Below are 16,731 nucleotides of genomic sequence, written 5' to 3'. Positions count from 1 at the left end.
CTTCGGGCCCTTAAACGCTCTTGCTTCAGGACCGTCCCGCTCAACGGACTGAGGTTCACTCCTGCAGCGGGACCTCGATCACCAGTCCGTCGTAGCCGGGTTCCACATGATCCGGCGTCTCCCGCTGCACAGTCTCATAATCAAGCGGCGTGTGCATATGCGTGAGCGTCGAGGCTTTCGGTGCGAGACGTTCGATCCAGCCGAGCGCCTGATCCAGCGAGAAATGGCTCGGATGGGTCCGGTACTGCAGCGCGCCTAGGACCAGATGGTCGAGGTCCTGAAGCCGCGCCTCGGTCTCCGGCGGGATATCGCTGACATCAGTGCAATAAGCGAGCGATCCGAAACGAAAGGCCAGCGATGTGATCGAACCATGGTTCTGCGTCAGCGGCAGGATCCGCAGCGCGCCGCCAGGGCCGTCGATTGCGAATGCCCTGCCCGCATCTATGACCTGCGCTTCGCCGACCGGCGGATAGAAACTTCCGCGCGGCGTCTTGAAGATGTAGCCAAAGGCTTCCTTTACGCGGGCGAGCGTATCGACATCGCCGAAGACCGGGATGCGTTTGCCCTGGAGCTGCGTGAACCCTCGTATATCGTCGATGCCGTGGATGTGGTCGGCATGAGCATGCGTGAGGATGATCGCGTCGAGCCGGTCGACGGTTGCCGACAGCATCTGCTGGCGGAAATCCGGTCCGCAGTCTATCGCGACCCGGGTGATGCCAGTGGGAGAAACGCGTTCGATCAGCGCCGCTGTCCGCGTGCGCCGGTTCTTCGGGTTCGCCGGATCGCAATTGCCCCAATCGCCGGATATGCGCGGCACGCCGGGCGATGACGAACAGCCGAGGATCGTCAGCCGCAGCCACGTGCCTGGGTCTGCGTCAGCCATTTGGTCTAGGTTGAGGGCCGGGGGTCCGGCACCTTGGTGAACAGCCTGAAGAAGTTGTCGGAGGTCGCCTGAGCGATCTCGTCCAGCCGAACGCCCTTGACGTCCGCAAGCACCTCCGCCGTGTGGCGCGTATAGCCTGGCTCGTTCCGCTTGCCGCGATAAGGCGTCGGCGCGAGATAGGGCGCGTCGGTTTCGACGAGCAGCCGCTCCATTGGCACATCGGCCGCGATCGATCGGAGTTCATACGAATTTTTGAAGGTCAGGATGCCCGAGAAAGACACGTGACCGCCCAGTTCGAGCCCGGTCTCGGCGAGCGCGCGGCCGGAAGAAAAACAGTGCAGGATGAACGAGAAAGCCCCCTTCCCGCTTTCATCGCGCAGAATTTCTGCAACGTCATCGTCGGCATCGCGCGCATGGATGACCAGCGGAAGCTGGGTCTCACGCGCTGCCGCGATGTGCCGGCGGAAGACGGCCTTCTGCACGTCGCGGGGAGCCCGATCGTAGTGGTAGTCGAGCCCCGCCTCGCCGATCGCGACGATCTTGGCATGGCTGTTAGCAATGTCTACCAGAATCTCAGTCGGCACGTCCGGCTCCTCGTCAGCCGAGTTCGGGTGGGTGCCAACGGAGGCGTAGACGCTGTCATAGCGACGCGTCAGATCGAGTAGCCGCTCGATCTTCGCGACCTTGGTCGAGATCGTCACGAAGAGGCGTACGTCATTGGTGCTCGCCCGCTCGATCAACGCGTCGCGGTCTTCCTCGAAATCGGGAAAATCCAGATGGCAATGACTGTCGACAATGAACATCAGCTCGCGGCCGTCGCTTCTTCTTCGACAAATCGTGGGAAGATCGGCTTCGGGGCGGGTAGAGACGCGCCTGGCGCCAAACGCGTACCCTTCGTCAACTCGTCAAAACCACGATCGTCCTCTTGGACGCCGAGAATGTCGAGGAGTTTTCCAGCGCTCTCCGGCGTGAACGGCTGCAGCAGGATGGCGACCGTCCGCAGAACTTCCGCGGTGACATAAAGCACCGTCTGCATCCGATCGAAATCCGTCTTGCGCAGAGCCCAAGGTTCTTCGCCGGCGAAATACCGGTTGGCTTGGCTCACGACTCCGATAATCGCTGCCAGAACCTGATGAAGCTGTTGTTTTTCAACCGCCTCGCGGCATTGCGCCAAGAGATCGCCCGCCGCCTTCAGGATCAATTCATCGGCCTCCGTGAAGGCACCCGGATCTGGCACCCTACCCTCGCAGTGCTTGGCGACCATCGACAGCGATCGTTGGGCGAGATTGCCGAGATCGTTTGCGAGCTCGGAATTGGTCCGGTTGACGATGCCGTCGTGCGAGTAGTTGCCGTCTTGGCCGAACGGCACTTCACGCAACAGGAAATAGCGAAGACGGTCCAGCCCATAGGTGTCGACGAGCGCGAAGGGGTCGATCACATTGCCGACCGATTTGGACATCTTCTCTCCGCGATTGAAGAGAAAACCGTGAGCGTAGACGCGTTTGCAGAGCGGCAGGCCAGCGGACATCAGGAATGCAGGCCAGTAGACGGTATGAAAACGCGTGATGTCCTTCCCGATTACATGAAGGTCCGCCGGCCAGAATTCGGTACGCCCCCCGTTCCCGTCCTCTGGATAGCCCGTCGCCGTCAGATAGTTCGTGAGCGCGTCGACCCAGACATACATCACGTGCTTTTCGTCGCCCGGCACCGGAATGCCCCAGTCGAACGTGGTGCGCGAGATCGAGAGATCGCGAAGACCGGATTTGACGAAGGAGATGACCTCGTTGCGCCGCTCGTTCGGACCGATAAAATCCGGGTTTTCCGCGTAGAGCTTCAGGAGCGGATCCTGGAAGTTCGAGAGGCGGAAAAAATAGCTCTCTTCCTCGATCCAATCGACCGGCGTGCCTTGCGGACCGATCCGGGTGCCATCCTCTGAGATATGGGTCTCGTCCTCGCCGTAATAGGCCTCGTCTCGCACCGAGTACCAGCCGGAATAGGCGTCTTTGTAAATGTCGCCCGCCTCTTCCATCCGCTTCCAGATCGCCTGGCAAGCGATCTTGTGGCGCGCCTCGCTGGTGCGGATGAAGTCGTCATTCGAGCCGCCGAGAGCAGCCGACATACGCTGGAATTCTGCCGAGTTCGCATCGGCGAGCTCGCGCGGCGTCAATCCCTGCGCTCGAGCGTTCTGCAGCATCTTGATGCCGTGCTCGTCGGTGCCCGTCAGAAAAAAGACGTCATAGCCGTCGAGCCGCTTGAAACGTGCTAGTGCATCCGTCGCGATCAGTTCGTAGGCGTGCCCGATATGCGGCTTGCCGTTCGGATACGAGATCGCGGTGGTCAGATAATACCGTTCGGCCATAGGTGGGATTGAGTCTCTTGAGGATTGGCATCGATTGAGCGCGGGATAGACCAAAAGCGCGCCGGCCTCAATGAAGCGCGCCGCTCGCTGTTCCCCCTTCGTCAGGCACGGTCGGCATGCTCGTTTGAATTCGCCTCATGGAAGCGATCGTAGAGCGTCAGCAGCACCTGTTTGCGGTCGAGATTGTAGGCAGCAGCTTCGCGGATCCGGTTCTTCTCGCTCTGCCAGAGGGCGGAGAGTTCGGCGGCACGGGCGGGCGCCCCTGTCCTCAGCGCAGCCTCGCTCGCCTTGGCAATAGTCGAGGTGATCACTTCCACCGCAAGATCGTAGGAAGCTTCGCGCCCCCGCATCGACAGCTGATCTGCCATAGAGCCCATAGCGTTCCAGTCCGGGCGATGGGCGGCGAGCAGCGGTTCCAGCACCTTGAGTATCTCGACACCGCCGTATTCGGCAATCTGTAGCGCTCGACGCACCGACCCTTCGGCCGCATGCACAAGGACGTCAGCATTCTCGGACGCCGCATCAGGCTTCACGGTTCGGATCGCGGAAAGCAGTGCCTCGTCGCCGAGTTCGGCGAAGCGCAAGAATCGGCAGCGCGAGCGGATAGTCGGCAGGAGGCGGCCGGGCGCATGGTTGATGAGGAAAAAGACCGCCCGGCGCGGCGGCTCTTCAAGCATCTTGAGAAGCGCATTCGCCGCGTTGCGATTCATATCGTCAGCCGGATCAATGATCGCAATTCGATAACCGTCCTGCACCCCGGTCGCATGGAAGAAACGCGCGAGCCGCCGAACCTCATCCACGGTGATTTGACTGCGGAAGCCGGTCCCTCGCTCTTGCGCAGCCCGTGTGACGTGGATCAAGCCGGGATGGGCGTCGGTCGCAATCTGCCGCGTCACTGCACCCTGATCCGGGAAAGTGACAGCTTCCCTCGACACTACCGGCTCCACGCCAAGTAGCAAGCGCGCAAAGGCGAAAGCGGTCGTCGCCTTGCCGACGCCGCGCGGTCCCTGGAGCAGCCAGGCGTGATGGAGCCTACCGCCGGCGAACGCGGAGCGGAATTCTTCGAACATGTCGTAATGGCCGATCAGGCACGTCTGCGCCTTCGGCGGCGGCACCCCGTCGAGGTCGTCATGTTCGGCCTGGGTCGCGATATCCATGATCAGCCGGATACGGTCTCGCTAGCGCGTTCCGCCTTTTCGTCCTCCGGTTTCAGACCGAGCCGGTCTTCAAGGGCGGCGACGATATCCTCCGCAATTTCTTCTTCCTCGCCTCTCCCGTCGATAACAACACAACGGTCCGGTTCGTCTTCGGCTATCGCCAGGAAACGCTCGCGACGCTCGGCATGGACATCGAGTGCGTCGGATTCGAACCGATCGGCCTCAGCTTCTGAGCGCCTCGCCTTTGCCCGCTCGTAACCGAGCTCGGCCGGAACATCGAGGATAATGGTGAGATCCGGTGCGACGCCGTCGAGCGTCGCCGTCTCCAGCCTATCGAGAAAGGCGAGGTCGAGATCCTTTGTGGCGGCCTGATAGACCCGCGTCGAGTCATGGAAACGGTCGCATATGACGATCGCGCCCTCCTCCAGTGCCGGACGGATCACCTTGTCTAGATGGTCAGCACGGGCCGCGGCAAAGAGAACCGCCTCTATGTTGGGGCCGAAATCCCTCGCTGCGCCTGAAAGAACGACATGGCGGATAGCGTCGGCGCCTGGAGTGCCGCCTGGCTCGCGGGTCGTCACCACGTCGAAACCGTATTCTCGAAGCATTTTGGCCAAGCGTAATACCTGGGTGGTCTTGCCGCTACCGTCGCCGCCTTCGAACGTGATGAATTTTCCGGCCACCGATGCTCCCGTCTGTCGTTCAGCCTAGAACGAACGTGTCCAGCCGAAGGCCAGTTCCGAAAGAGCGCCGCTCGCGCGCTCGGCGAAGCTGCCCACCGGCGCTGGCGCGGCCGCGAATATGGCCTGACTGTAGACCGTCTCGCCCGAGACCTGAATATCGACCAGCCCGATCCGGTCTCCCGGCTCTACCGGCGCGATGACAGGACCTTCGAAGCGCAGACGGGCGCTCACCTCTTCAAGCGCTTCCTCGGGAAGCAAAATTGCAATCGGTTGGTCGATCCGGACCGGCACTGTTTCTACCACGCCGTTGAAGACCGGGACTTCGCCAAGCTTAGCGCCAGCCTCGAGGACATCAGCCTCGATCAGTCTGTCGAAGCCGAATTCCAAGAGACGCTGTGCTTCTGCTTCGCGGGCTGCGCTGCTCTCCAGTCCAGAAAGCGCGACCAGGAACGTCCGCCCGCCCTTCGAGGCCGCGCCCATCAGCGAATAGCCGCTCGCCTCTGTATAGCCGGTGCCGACGCCCTCCCCGCCCAGTTCCTCACGTAGCACCGGGTTGCGGTTGCGCTGGAAAATCTTGTTCCACTCGAAAGCCGGCTCGGCGTAGATCTTGTAGAGTTCCGGGTGTTCGGAACGCAGATGACGGGTCAGCGTCACAAGATCGCGTGCCGTCGTCTGCTGCTCGCCCTCCTCCGTCGGCAGGCCCGTCGGATTGGCGTAGCGCGTATCGTCGAGGCCGAGTTCTTCGGCCCGCGCATTCATCCGCTCGGTGAATTCTTCCTCGGAACCAAACATACCCTCGGCGAGGATGATTGCCCCGTCGTTCGCGCCTTGGATGATCGTACCACGAATGAGATCGGCCACCGGTATCCTGGAGTTGATGGCCGCGAACATCGTCGCAGCGCCGGACGGAGCGCCGCCGGTTCGCCAGGCATGTTCCGTCACGGCGTATTCCGTCGACATTGAGATCTCGCCCGCCTTCAGCGCTTCGAAGACGATCTCCATCGTCATGAGTTTGGCGAGCGAGGCCGGCGCAAAGGGCTCGGACGCGTTCTTGTCGAGGATGACGGTGCCGGTTCGGTCTTCGACGAGGAGGGCTCGGGGTGCCTCCGTTTGCAGACCGTAGGCGTTCGCAGCTGCGCCCTCCTGCGCTTGTGTTACGTGGCTCGTCAGTGAAAGGATTGCGAACGCCGCTAGCAGCGGTCTGGCGATATTCATTCGAAATGGCATCATCGGTGCAACGTAAGGAGCGGCGGTAAGGAGATCGCTTCCTTCTTATCCCCCCTACCCCGCTAGCGAAAGCTGCAAGTCCGGTCATCCCTTAAGAAAGCTGCCGGAGGGTACCGTTGCTCAATCACGGATCGGAAAAGCGTCGCTGAAACCGGCCGACCAGAGCTTCTTCAGCAATCGATCCTTGTCGACTCGCGGCGCTGCCGTCACAGTGGCAGAGACGAGGTTAGGTCGATTGGTCGCCTCCGCGCGTGCAGTGGAGCCGACACCGATTACATCGGCAACCTTTGCCATCAGCCTGCGGTCGATCGTTCCGAGGTGAATCTCTTCGTTTTTGGGCGCGCTTGCAGCGCCAAGTGCTTCGAGCGCCTTGGTTGCCCCGGACCGCCTTTCCTCGCTCCGGAACGAGCTTAGCGCGTCGATCATATCGCCGGTCCGCGAAGGCTGGTTCTGAAAGAGCGTCTGCATGGGCCGTGTGCCAGGAACCGGAGCTTTGGACGATCCGTCGTAGGAAGCCGCGCTTGCCAAGCCGTTCCCGCGCGCCTCGGAGGATGCCACCATTATACTACCCGCAGCGGACTCTCCCGGCGCGTAACTTGCGAGCAGCATCTGGCTGTCGTCGCCTTCGAGCGGCGCGCGGCCAAGATATTCGACGCGCACCTCGGCCGTACCGCTACGCTTGAAATCGAGGAGCTCGGCAGCTTTTTTGGAGACGTCGATCTCGCGTGCGTGAGCGAATGGCCCGCGATCGTTGACACGAACTTTCACACGGTGGCCGTTTTCTAGATTCGTGACCATCGCATAGGATGGAAGCGGGAAGGTTTTATGCGCCGCCGAAAGGTGGTGCATGTCGTAGGTTTCCCCATTGGCGGTCAGACGGCCATGAAAATTTGGTCCGTACCAGGACGCCATTCCCGAGGCCACATAGCCGGGGTCATCCTTCGGATAGTACCATTTCCCTTTTATCTTGTAGGGCTTGCCGACCTGAGAGCGTCCCCCGCCCTTCTTGATGTTTCTCGCGGTGCTTTCGGCCATCCGTGGCGAAGCGGGTACGCCGTATGTCGCCTCGTCGAACTTCACGTCCGTTGCGATCTCATCCATCGCGCCGCCCGCGTTCTTATCCTGGCAGCCAACCAATCCGAGCCCAAGCCCTAGAAGTGAGGCGAGCATTATCTGTCGACGACGTGCCGTCGCAGCGCTGGAAACCATACGCGTTTTCCCTCTCAGCACTCTTCGAGCGTGCCCTTTCAGAAAGTCCCCACTTTCAAGGCCCGCGACCGGACCAATTCTTTAACAAGGCGGACTATTGCGGATCAAGCGACAACAGCGACCAGCATGGTCATAGACCAAATGTCGTGAGGGTCGGCGGGCCACGAAGAATGACGATTGAACCTTGCCAAGATCTCTCCTTCGACTGCTTGCGCTGAGGACAGACCGGCAGACTTCCATTTGCAAAAAAATCGGCATTCAGTTTGTTCTAAGGCGATGATCGGACGTCCATTTTCCGAATGGCGATTGACCGGCACCATTTAAATTTCGATGAAAAAGCAAACGCAGATCCCAGAAAAATTCGCGGGCAATTCAGCGCGACCCTGGCGCATATGCTGAGGAGAGCAACAAGCGCGCTTTCATTTCCGGTCTGTGGTTTCGCTGCAACGGCGCCCAGCCCTGCTAGAATTCACCTGAAGTCTTAAGAGTTCGTTCACGTGCTCGGTATCGCTCGATTCCGGAGGTGCTAGTTCGACAGAAGCAGCCTCAGCGAGTTCCAATAACAAACATTCGGCAGTCGCCGTTCCGATCTGCAACCACCTGGTGTGACACAGCCACTCTGTATTAAAGCGACCGATTGTTCAGGAAGCGTCGAGGCACTTCCCGCTTCCAGTTGGCAGGCCTAACTGCAAAGGTGGCAAATTCTGAAGAATTCATGGTAACCCGAACCGCCTGTACATCCGAGAATTTGGGTCGATATCGATTCTTTCGCCGTCGACCTAGAGATTCCCCAGCGTTGAGAGAACTATGGCGCGAACCATTGCAGAATTGATCAAGCCCCATCCCGAGACCGCTCCCGCAATTGGCGCGCCCGGCCGCGAATGGCTCTCCTACGGAGCCCTTCGCGAACAGACCGAAACGGTTCGCGCGGCTCTTCGGCGCTCGGGCGTCGGTGCAAGCGATCGGGTTGCCATTGTCCTGCCGAACGGTCCGGACATGGCAGTCGCGTTCATAACGGTCGCACAGTCCGCTACCACCGCCCCTCTCAACCCGGCCTACAAGGAGGAGGAATTCGCCTTCTATCTGGAGGATCTGAAGGCCAAGGCGATCATCGTCGAAGCCGGCTACGCTGGTCCTGCCCGGAGCGCCGCCGACAAGTTCGGGCTGACTGTCATTGAACTGAGTCCGGATGCCGATGGCCCGGCGGGTACTTTCGCACTCTCAACCGCCGCGACGGGCATTGAAGCCGCGCCGGACGCCCTGCCCGGGCCGGACGATGTCGCGCTTATCCTCCATACTTCGGGTACGACGTCACGTCCGAAGATCGTGCCGCTGCTTCAGTCCAACGTGGCGGCATCGGCCGCGAACATCCAGAAATCGCTGCAGCTCACGCCGGACGATCGCTGCCTGGGCCTGATGCCGCTGTTCCACATCCACGGCTTGATTGCCGCCGTCACCACTTCACTTGCGGCGGGTGCATCGATCTCGTGCACGCCGGGCTTCGATGCACTGAAGTTCTTCGGCTGGCTCGAAGCGGTCGATCCCACCTGGTACACGGCCGTACCGACCATGCACCAAACGATCCTGGCCCGTGCGGGACGCAACGCCGAGGTGATCGGCAAGGCGCGCCTGCGCTTCCTGCGCTCTTCCTCTTCTTCCCTGCCCGGCGCGGTGATGAAAAAGCTGTTGGATACCTTCGGTGCGCCCGTCGTCGAAGCCTATGGCATGACCGAGGCGACCCACCAGATGTGCTGCAATCCGATCGAACCCGGCAAGCAGAAGCCTGGTGCCGTCGGGCTCGCCGCAGGCCCGGAAGTCGCGATTGCCCACGAGGCGGAGGATCATCTCATCGACGGCACCGGCGAAGTCGTCATTTCCGGTCCCAACGTGACACCGGGCTACGAGGGTAATCCGGACGCCAACGCCAAGAGCTTCTTCGAGGCCGATGGCAAGCGCTGGTTTAGGACGGGTGATCAGGGTGTCTTCGACGAAGACAGGTATCTCACCCTCACCGGGCGCCTGAAGGAAATCATCAATCGCGGCGGCGAGAAGATCAGCCCGCTGGAGGTCGACGGCATCCTTTCCGACCATCCGGCGGTGGCGCAGGTCGTGACCTTCGCCCTGCCCCACGAAAAGCTCGGCGAGGAAGTGGCTGCCGCTGTCGTCCTCAAAGAGGGCGAGACAGCCGACGAGCGGGCCATCCGCGATTTCGCTGCCGAGCGACTCGCGCCCTTCAAGGTGCCGCGCAAGGTGGTGATTCTCGACGAGATCCCGAAGGGAGCGACCGGAAAGTTGCAGCGCATCGGCCTCGCCGAAAAGCTGGGTCTTGGGGCTTAATTCGGAACGGCGAGGACAAGTCATGAAGATCTGCGTGTTCGGAGCCGGCGCGATCGGCGGCTATATGGGCGCAAAGCTCGCCGAGGCAGGTGCCGACGTCAGTCTCGTCGCGCGCGGGCCGCACCTCAAGGCGATGCGCGAAAATGGCCTAAAGCTGATCGAGGACGGTTCCGAGACCATCGTCCAGGTCACGGCGTCTGAAAACCCCGCCGATCTCGGGCCGCAGGACTACGTGATCGTGACGCTGAAGGCTCATTCCGTGCCGCCGGTTGTCGACAAGATGCAGCCCCTCATCGGCGAAAACACGACGATCGTGTCAGGCGTCAACGGAGTGCCATGGTGGTACTTTCATAAGAGCGGCGGCGAGCACGAGGGCACCCGCCTTCAGACCGTCGATCCGGGCGACAAACAGTGGAACGGTTTCGGCCCGGACCGGGTGCTCGGATGTGTCGTCTATCCGGCCGCCGAAGTGATCGAGCCTGGGATCGTCAAGCATATCGAGGGCAACCGGTTCTCGCTGGGCGAGCCGGACGGCTCGAAGTCGGAGCGGGCGACGGCCCTGTCGAAAGCCCTGACGGCAGCCGGCCTAAAGGCGCCGGTGCGCCCGAAGATCCGTGACGAGATCTGGGTCAAACTGTGGGGCAACCTTTCCTTCAACCCGATCTCTGCCCTCACCCATGCAACCCTCGACGTCCTCTGCAACGACGCCGGTACGCGCGCGGTGGCGCGAAACATGATGCTGGAAGCCCAGACGATCGCCGAAAAGCTCGGCGTGAAGTTCCCCATCGATGTCGACCGCCGCATTGAAGGCGGCGCCGAGGTCGGCGCGCACCGCACCTCGATGCTGCAGGACCTCGACACCGGCCGCCCCATGGAGATCGATGCCCTTGTCGCCTCCGTCCAAGAACTCGGCCGCATCATCGATACGCCAACCCCGACGATCGACACGGTGCTGGCGCTGGTGCAGCTAAGGGCGAAGGTCGCGGGGCTCTACTGAACCGAAGGTCGGTTCGCCAGGGTTGTCTCGCAGAGGATTACGTCACGATTGACGATTCCTCGTCGATCGTGTTCGCACGAAGCCCTCAGACGGAACATGACCGTCTTCAGCTACTCTCGGTCGATTTGTTCCGCCGGAAAAACTTTAACGCCGGAAGGAAAATCAGAACCAGGGCGATGATGGTGATCGGTCCTGCAATCGGACGTGTGAAGAAAATAGACGGATCGCCAGACGACAGAAGCAGCGACTGGCGGAGGGTCGGCTCGGCGATGGGGCCGAGAACGATCGCCAGTACCGCCGGCGCCAGTGGATAATCGAACTTTCGAAGGAAGAATGCGCCGAGCCCGAAGATCACGATCAGCCAAATGTCGTGCATGTCTCGAGTCGCGGCGAAGCCGCCGATGATCGACAGGACGAAGATCATCGGCGCGAGCACTGTGAACGGCATCCGCAGCATCCAGATGAAGAGCGGGATGAAGGCGAGATTGATCAGTAACGCCGCGAAGTTGGAGATGTAGAAGGATCCGATCAGGCCCCAGACGAATTCGGTCTCGTTGACGAAGAGCTGCGGGCCCGGCACCAGTCCCCAGATCACCATGCCGCCCAGCAGGATCGCGGTGGTCGGTGAACCGGGAATACCGAGTGTCAGCATTGGTAGCATCGCGCCGGTGGAGGCGGAATTGTTGGCCGCTTCCGGTGCCGCGACACCATCCGGGCTGCCCTTGCCGTATTCCCGCGGGGTCTTGGAGACCAGCTTCGCGACCCCATAGGCCATCAACGATCCTGGCGTCGCTCCCGCAGCCGGCAAAACGCCGACGAAGAAACCCAGGAACGAGCCGATCGTCGTTCCTTTCCAGCCTCTTCTCACCGCTTCGCGCGTATCGGAGATCATGCCGGCAACACTCATTCGCGGCGTTGTGGTAGTCACTTCACCGCGCGTCTGCTCAATTGTCCAAATCATCTCCCCGATGCCGTAGACACCGATCGCCAGCACGATGAAGCCGATTCCGTGCAGAAAACCGGATATATCGAAGAGGACAAGCCGCGGCTGACCAGAGATCTGATCAAAACCAATCGACGCGAATACCAGGCCAATACAAATCGAAAACACGGTCTTCGCGATGTCGTCACCACCAAGGCCGACGAAGGTCGCGAATGCGAGCAGCATGAGCGCGAAGATCTCAGGCGGACCGAAGGAAAGGGCGAGTGTAGCGAGCGGTGGTGCGAACAGCGTAAAAAGAACGTTGGCGACGCTACCACCCACGAACGACGCCAATGCGGCCGTCACCAACGCTAGGCTTGCACGTCCTTGAAGGGCCAGAGGGCGTCCATCAAACGTCGTTGCTACCGCCGTCGATGCGCCAGGAATGCCGAGAGTGACCGAAGAAATGGCACCACCGTACATCGCACCATAGTAGATTGCTGCGAGGAAGATGATCGCCGAACCAGGCGGCACCAAGAACGTAATCGGTAATAGGATTGCGACACCGTTCACCGAACCTAGACCGGGCATGGCGCCAATGAACAGGCCAACCGAGACTCCAATGACAATCAGCCCGAGATTGATAGGCTGCAGTGCCAGAAGGAGGCCATCGACGAGATAGGACAATATTTCCATAAAACGGTTCCTCGAACGCTCGGGGCGTCAGTAGATGACGTCGTAAAGCAGGTCGAAGACCGGCTGGGTGAATGGCATACCCTGAGGCATGGAGATCTGCATCGCGCCTTCGAAAAAGAAAAAGAGCGCGAATGGAGTAATCAAAGCGACAGGCAACGTTAGAAGAAGCGTGTGGCGGCCGAGGAACCGCATGTAGTAGAACAGGAAAATGCCAATCGCGCCGTACATCGACACGACGCTGATCAGCGCGACGAATACGACCAAACCGCCGCCGACAAGCGCCAGAGTACGCCAGCCGAACGCGTCGAGCATCGGTTCGTCCGACTGCGAGGGCGGGCTCGTACCCCGCCACCAGTTCAACGCGATCACGCCACAGCAAATGAGCATGACGGCGGAAAGCCAGAAGGGCCACGCGCCGCCGCCGGGTCCCTCCCCGCGGATGTAGCCGATCGGAAGCTCCGCGCTTTTAATCATGAGATAAATTGAAAAGAGAGCAAGAATACCCGCAACGGAAATCTCGCCAATACGCATTCCTGTCCCCCCGTAACCCGATGGAAACCTTCAGGTCCCTGCCATCAGGCGACAAGTGAGATCGCCTGATGGTGCTCTTTCGTTCAATCCGCGCCGACGCTTGCAAATGCAACGCCGGTCGCATGATGAGATGCGTTAGTCGTCGATTTCGGCGAGCAGCTCGCGATGATTATCGACCTGTTTCGTCCAATACTCGCGGGTCTCCTCCGCGTTCATCGGCAGCGGCGAGAGGCTCTCGGACTGCAGATAGTTCTGCCATTCCTCGCTCTCGTAAACAGTCTGGAACAGATCGCGATAATATTCAGCTGCTTCTTCCGACATTCCCGGCGGTCCGACGATTGCGCGCTGATTGTAATAGGAGAAGTCCTGCCCCTTCTCCTTCATCGTCGGCACATCCGGATACGCGTCCATGCGCTCATCCGAGAAAGCGAGCAGCGGCACGAAATCGCCATTCTCGTAGAAACCCTTCGCTTCGGCCGGGTTGTTGACAGTCGCCATGATCTGCTTACCGGCAAGATCCTTCGCGACGGCGCCACCACCGTCATAAGGAATATACTTGATGTTCAGATCGTAAGCGCCCGACATGTAAGCGATGACGATCGAATCCTCCTGACCCTTGCCGGTCCCCCCCATCACGAACTGTCCGTCGTCGGCATTCACCTTCTCGACGAACTGTTCGAAAGTGGTGATTCCCGAGTCCTTGTGGACCCAGAGCACAAACGGATCGACACCCATCATCGCAACCGGCGTGAAGGTCTGAATGTCGATGCCGAGGCCCTCTTGGCGCAAAGGCGTCGTGAAGAAAGAGTTCAGCGTGACGAGGAGGGTGTGATCCTTGTCGCGCGCGCTGTTCAGCTGCAGCAAGGCCTCGGCGCCGGAGCCACCGCCCTTGTTGTTCGGCACGAGCGGCCGGCTCGTCAAATCATTCTTTTCGACGACCGACTGAATAAAGCGCGCAATCTGGTCGGCGCCGCCGCCGGGACCTGCCATGATGACGAAGTCGATCGGACGCCTTGGCGTCCAGTCTGACGCGAACGCCTGGACCGGTATGGCAGCAAGCATCGTCGCCGCCGCGGCAAGACACATGAACTTTCTCTTGCTGAACATTCACTTTCCTCCCTTGAACCCCTTCTGCAGGGGCTTTCCAAACTCTTCTTTCGTTTCCTGCCCTCTTGAAGATCGCTCGGCGGTCTTACCCTCGGAAAAGCATCTTGTCTAATGAGCCATAAGAATAGGTAGTCTTGTTTCGTCTACGAGAATTTGTGTGTTTCCGCCGAACAGCATCTCACTTTCATGACTGTGGCTGTACGCGCCAGCGATCAGTAGACTCGCACCGATCTCCGCCGTCTTCTCCAGTAGCGCTTTAGCCGCGCGTTTCGCTTCGAAGCGCAAGGACTGCGCAGCGATCCCGCGCAAGGCGTAATAGGCAGTAAGTTCCTCCGTGGTGGCGCCGTTCGGCTCGCCCTTATTGCCGCTCAGGATTGTAACCTTCTCGGCCGCGGCAACAATTTCGAGCGTCATCGAGACCGCCCGAGAGGCCGGCAAGGAGCCGTTCCAGCCGATCGCAACATGGCGGCCGAAGGTCTCGTCGGGCGTCAATTGCCCGGGGCACATCAGTACCGGACGCCCGGCACCGTAGAGCGCCGCCTTCAGTTCGCTCTGCCCGAGATTGCGCTCGCGCTGCGGTTTGGCGACGACGATCATATCGGCTAGACGACCGTTGTACTTGATCACGTCCGCCATCTTGCTGCTGCCCTCGACGAACTCGCAGGTAGCGGCCTCCCCAATTCGCGGCGGTCCCTCCTCGAGACCGAAATCCCGGGCGAGGCGATGCATCACGCCGCGGAGGTGCTTCTCCTGGCTGTCGGCATGTTCGCTAGCTTGGCGTGCCATCGCCTGGCGGGCAAAACGCGGCAAAAGGACTTCCTGCGGAATCAGGTCAGACGCCTGCAGCCGGCAATGAACGACAAGGACATGGGCCTTGTGACGCTTTGCCAGTTCCGCCGCATGGCCCATAACGGTCGCGACCATTCCGTCGCCCCGAACCGGCACGAGTATCTTGCCCAGCATATGCTCCTCCCTCGGGGCCAATACGGTGTTCACTGCTATGTCGAATTTCATGTTGAGTCGAGTTCACCCTACTTCGGCACTCGAGGCTTTCGCTAATCGGCATCAGATTGGATAGCTCGTTGAGCCAAGCTTCAGATCAGGAGGTGAAATCCGGCTAGACTGGGCCTGCGTTAGTCTTGATGAGCCAGTTGGCGGCGGAAACCGAGTCAATCGAAAGTCAATTGAAAGTCTATCCGGTTACACATCAGGGTAGAGGGCAACCGGTTCCTCGGTTCGGTTCAAACCACTGCATCGTCAGCGTCTCATGTCCTATTTGTCGGCTCGAATTCTTCTGCCGGCGTTACTGCTTTCTGAAAGACTTGATGCACTCGTGCATTGCCTGCTGGTATCTGCTTAAGAAATTCGGGACGTCTTGATGCGACCTGTATGCTCGCAAAGTAAAAGACCAAAACGACCACCAGCGTGGTTCAAAACGCGCAAGCCTGAGCTTCTGCAGCAAGCATTTTGATTTAACCCACTTGTGGGTTCAATTTCGTAATCGAAACGGGTGTACAAACTACTGAAATCGCTCAGATCATCTCTTACGAGACTTTCGAATTCGGCAAGATTCTGGCCTATCGGTCATACAATACCGCACCGATCAGATAGGCGTTGATCACGCATGTTCAGTGGACGAAAGAATCAATGAGCCAATTTGGCTCTGTCTGCGCTGTTTGAAGTGCGATTCTCAGAAGAATGACTTTCGTCTTGAATGCCTCGCACGAAGCAGAGCAGCCGTGACTGTGGAAAACAAGAACAGGAAAACCGTCTTTGAGGATGACAGGACAAAAAATTTATCGGTCACATTCACCGGCTGGTCTAACCTCAAAGTAGCCACATAGTGCAAATGCATACCCGAATTTACAGATATCGATCCGATACTTACTATCGCTATCACCTTTCGGTCGTCGGCTGGAGCGTCTCGGATTGAACGGCAGGTGTTCAGTCGCATCGAGCAATAGCAGGCGCGATTTGCGAGCCGACCGCTTTACGTTGTCGTAAACGTTACTATGATGGCAGTCGGTCGAATGGAGGTCGGCTTTTTCACCGCGTGACGATCGATAAACGGTGGTCACCCGACGATCTTTCTACTCCCAAACGACCAAAAGTGTTACCATATCATCTCAAATGGATGGTGCGGTTGAGCTGGCAGAGGGTCACGGTCGCTTTTCGATATAGCGCCAGCCGACTGCAGTGAACAAAGGACAAGACAATGTACGACACGAAAGCGGCCTCGCACATCGACAAAAGCGTGGGGGCGAAGATCAAGCTCGGACGCTTGATGGCCGGTCTGTCGCGCGAAAAGCTCGGTGTGCAGCTTGGCATCAGTTGGCAGCAGATACAGAAGTATGAGTCGGGCGCCAATCGCGTCTCAGCCGGTCGCCTTCACCAGATTGCGCACATTCTCGGTCGCGAAATTCAGTGGTTCTTCGACGAGGCCGACAATGAGCCAAGCGATATTGGCCCGAGCCCACGCGATATTGGCATGGCACGCAAGTTCAACAGGCTTGCCTCAGACCGCAAGAAGGCACTCGAAGCGCTGATCGACGAGATGGCGCGGCCCTGATTAATGGTCAGGACATGACCGAAGGAGTTGTCTCCGGTTCGCCCCACCGGACTT

Annotated in this window: 14 protein-coding genes; 3 read left to right on the top strand and 11 right to left on the bottom strand. The window is 59.7% G+C overall.

Annotated features, from left to right (window positions below):
* Window positions 1-55: 55 nt before the first annotated feature.
* The 7 genes from FP2506_RS05915 to FP2506_RS18320 all read right to left on the bottom strand — a co-directional run bounded on the left by FP2506_RS05915 (window position 56) and on the right by FP2506_RS18320 (window position 7,410).
* The gene (locus FP2506_RS05915; RefSeq protein WP_007066502.1) at window positions 56-883 is read right to left on the bottom strand and encodes an MBL fold metallo-hydrolase; all 828 of its coding nucleotides are present in this window, start codon (window positions 881-883) and stop codon (window positions 56-58) included.
* Window positions 884-888: 5 nt separating this feature from the next.
* The gene (locus FP2506_RS05910; protein WP_007066501.1) at window positions 889-1,686 is read right to left on the bottom strand and encodes a TatD family hydrolase; all 798 of its coding nucleotides are present in this window, start codon (window positions 1,684-1,686) and stop codon (window positions 889-891) included.
* Window positions 1,686-3,242, bottom strand: a complete 1,557-nt coding sequence (metG, locus tag FP2506_RS05905) for a methionine--tRNA ligase (protein WP_007066500.1) — start codon at window positions 3,240-3,242, stop codon at window positions 1,686-1,688. The genes FP2506_RS05910 and metG overlap by 1 nt, the downstream gene beginning before the upstream one ends.
* A gap of 101 nt (window positions 3,243-3,343) precedes the next feature.
* A complete protein-coding gene (locus FP2506_RS05900) occupies window positions 3,344-4,399 on the bottom strand; it encodes a DNA polymerase III subunit delta' (RefSeq protein WP_007066499.1) in 1,056 nt (351 codons plus the stop codon).
* 2 nt (window positions 4,400-4,401) lie between these two features.
* A complete protein-coding gene (tmk, locus tag FP2506_RS05895) occupies window positions 4,402-5,082 on the bottom strand; it encodes a dTMP kinase (RefSeq protein ID WP_007066498.1) in 681 nt (226 codons plus the stop codon).
* A 24-nt stretch (window positions 5,083-5,106) separates the two neighbouring features.
* Complete coding sequence (locus FP2506_RS05890; protein ID WP_007066497.1) at window positions 5,107-6,297, bottom strand: D-alanyl-D-alanine carboxypeptidase family protein; 1,191 nt, start codon at window positions 6,295-6,297, stop codon at window positions 5,107-5,109.
* 132 nt (window positions 6,298-6,429) lie between these two features.
* Window positions 6,430-7,410 (bottom strand): septal ring lytic transglycosylase RlpA family protein, encoded by a 981-nt coding sequence (locus tag FP2506_RS18320; protein WP_244404127.1) that lies wholly within the window; start codon window positions 7,408-7,410, stop codon window positions 6,430-6,432.
* Window positions 7,411-8,325: 915 nt separating this feature from the next.
* Here FP2506_RS18320 and FP2506_RS05880 point away from each other — a divergent pair.
* On the top strand, window positions 8,326-9,855 hold the full coding sequence (locus FP2506_RS05880) for an acyl--CoA ligase (RefSeq protein ID WP_007066495.1): 1,530 nt from the start codon (window positions 8,326-8,328) through the stop codon (window positions 9,853-9,855).
* A gap of 22 nt (window positions 9,856-9,877) precedes the next feature.
* Window positions 9,878-10,852 carry a 2-dehydropantoate 2-reductase gene (locus FP2506_RS05875; protein WP_007066494.1) on the top strand — a complete coding sequence of 325 codons (975 nt, stop codon included), beginning with the start codon at window positions 9,878-9,880 and terminating at the stop codon, window positions 10,850-10,852.
* Window positions 10,853-10,958: 106 nt separating this feature from the next.
* Here FP2506_RS05875 and FP2506_RS05870 read toward each other — a convergent pair whose 3' ends face one another.
* From FP2506_RS05870 to FP2506_RS05855, 4 genes are all read right to left on the bottom strand, one after another.
* Window positions 10,959-12,470: a tripartite tricarboxylate transporter permease gene (locus tag FP2506_RS05870; RefSeq protein WP_007066493.1), complete on the bottom strand. Its 1,512-nt coding sequence runs from the start codon at window positions 12,468-12,470 to the stop codon at window positions 10,959-10,961.
* A 27-nt stretch (window positions 12,471-12,497) separates the two neighbouring features.
* Window positions 12,498-13,001 (bottom strand): tripartite tricarboxylate transporter TctB family protein, encoded by a 504-nt coding sequence (locus tag FP2506_RS05865; RefSeq protein WP_007066492.1) that lies wholly within the window; start codon window positions 12,999-13,001, stop codon window positions 12,498-12,500.
* A gap of 135 nt (window positions 13,002-13,136) precedes the next feature.
* Window positions 13,137-14,108: a Bug family tripartite tricarboxylate transporter substrate binding protein gene (locus FP2506_RS05860; protein ID WP_007066491.1), complete on the bottom strand. Its 972-nt coding sequence runs from the start codon at window positions 14,106-14,108 to the stop codon at window positions 13,137-13,139.
* Between the two features lie 108 nt (window positions 14,109-14,216).
* On the bottom strand, window positions 14,217-15,071 hold the full coding sequence (locus tag FP2506_RS05855; protein WP_007066490.1) for a universal stress protein: 855 nt from the start codon (window positions 15,069-15,071) through the stop codon (window positions 14,217-14,219).
* 1,252 nt (window positions 15,072-16,323) lie between these two features.
* Here FP2506_RS05855 and FP2506_RS05850 point away from each other — a divergent pair.
* A complete protein-coding gene (locus FP2506_RS05850; RefSeq protein WP_007066489.1) occupies window positions 16,324-16,677 on the top strand; it encodes a helix-turn-helix domain-containing protein in 354 nt (117 codons plus the stop codon).
* The last annotated feature ends 54 nt before the right edge of the window (window positions 16,678-16,731 follow it).

The organism is Fulvimarina pelagi HTCC2506 (assembly GCF_000153705.1).
In the GTDB taxonomy this organism is placed as follows: Bacteria; Pseudomonadota; Alphaproteobacteria; order Rhizobiales; family Rhizobiaceae; genus Fulvimarina; species Fulvimarina pelagi.
Note: the sequence above shows the minus strand (reverse complement) of the source record. Positions and strands in the feature narration are given on the sequence as shown.

What these genes read in the sequence shown, in the direction of transcription:
- FP2506_RS05850 (WP_007066489.1), top strand. Translation starts at nt 16,324, where the DNA reads ATGTACGACACGAAAGCGGCCTCGCACATCGACAAAAGCGTGGGGGCG.
- FP2506_RS05860 (WP_007066491.1), bottom strand. Translation starts at nt 14,108, where the DNA reads ATGTTCAGCAAGAGAAAGTTCATGTGTCTTGCCGCGGCGGCGACGATG.
- FP2506_RS05915 (WP_007066502.1), bottom strand. Translation starts at nt 883, where the DNA reads ATGGCTGACGCAGACCCAGGCACGTGGCTGCGGCTGACGATCCTCGGC.
- FP2506_RS05875 (WP_007066494.1), top strand. Translation starts at nt 9,878, where the DNA reads ATGAAGATCTGCGTGTTCGGAGCCGGCGCGATCGGCGGCTATATGGGC.
- FP2506_RS05855 (WP_007066490.1), bottom strand. Translation starts at nt 15,071, where the DNA reads ATGCTGGGCAAGATACTCGTGCCGGTTCGGGGCGACGGAATGGTCGCG.
- FP2506_RS05865 (WP_007066492.1), bottom strand. Translation starts at nt 13,001, where the DNA reads ATGCGTATTGGCGAGATTTCCGTTGCGGGTATTCTTGCTCTCTTTTCA.
- FP2506_RS05900 (WP_007066499.1), bottom strand. Translation starts at nt 4,399, where the DNA reads ATGGATATCGCGACCCAGGCCGAACATGACGACCTCGACGGGGTGCCG.
- FP2506_RS05910 (WP_007066501.1), bottom strand. Translation starts at nt 1,686, where the DNA reads ATGTTCATTGTCGACAGTCATTGCCATCTGGATTTTCCCGATTTCGAG.
- FP2506_RS05870 (WP_007066493.1), bottom strand. Translation starts at nt 12,470, where the DNA reads ATGGAAATATTGTCCTATCTCGTCGATGGCCTCCTTCTGGCACTGCAG.
- metG (WP_007066500.1), bottom strand. Translation starts at nt 3,242, where the DNA reads ATGGCCGAACGGTATTATCTGACCACCGCGATCTCGTATCCGAACGGC.
- FP2506_RS05880 (WP_007066495.1), top strand. Translation starts at nt 8,326, where the DNA reads ATGGCGCGAACCATTGCAGAATTGATCAAGCCCCATCCCGAGACCGCT.
- FP2506_RS18320 (WP_244404127.1), bottom strand. Translation starts at nt 7,410, where the DNA reads ATGGATGAGATCGCAACGGACGTGAAGTTCGACGAGGCGACATACGGC.
- FP2506_RS05890 (WP_007066497.1), bottom strand. Translation starts at nt 6,297, where the DNA reads ATGAATATCGCCAGACCGCTGCTAGCGGCGTTCGCAATCCTTTCACTG.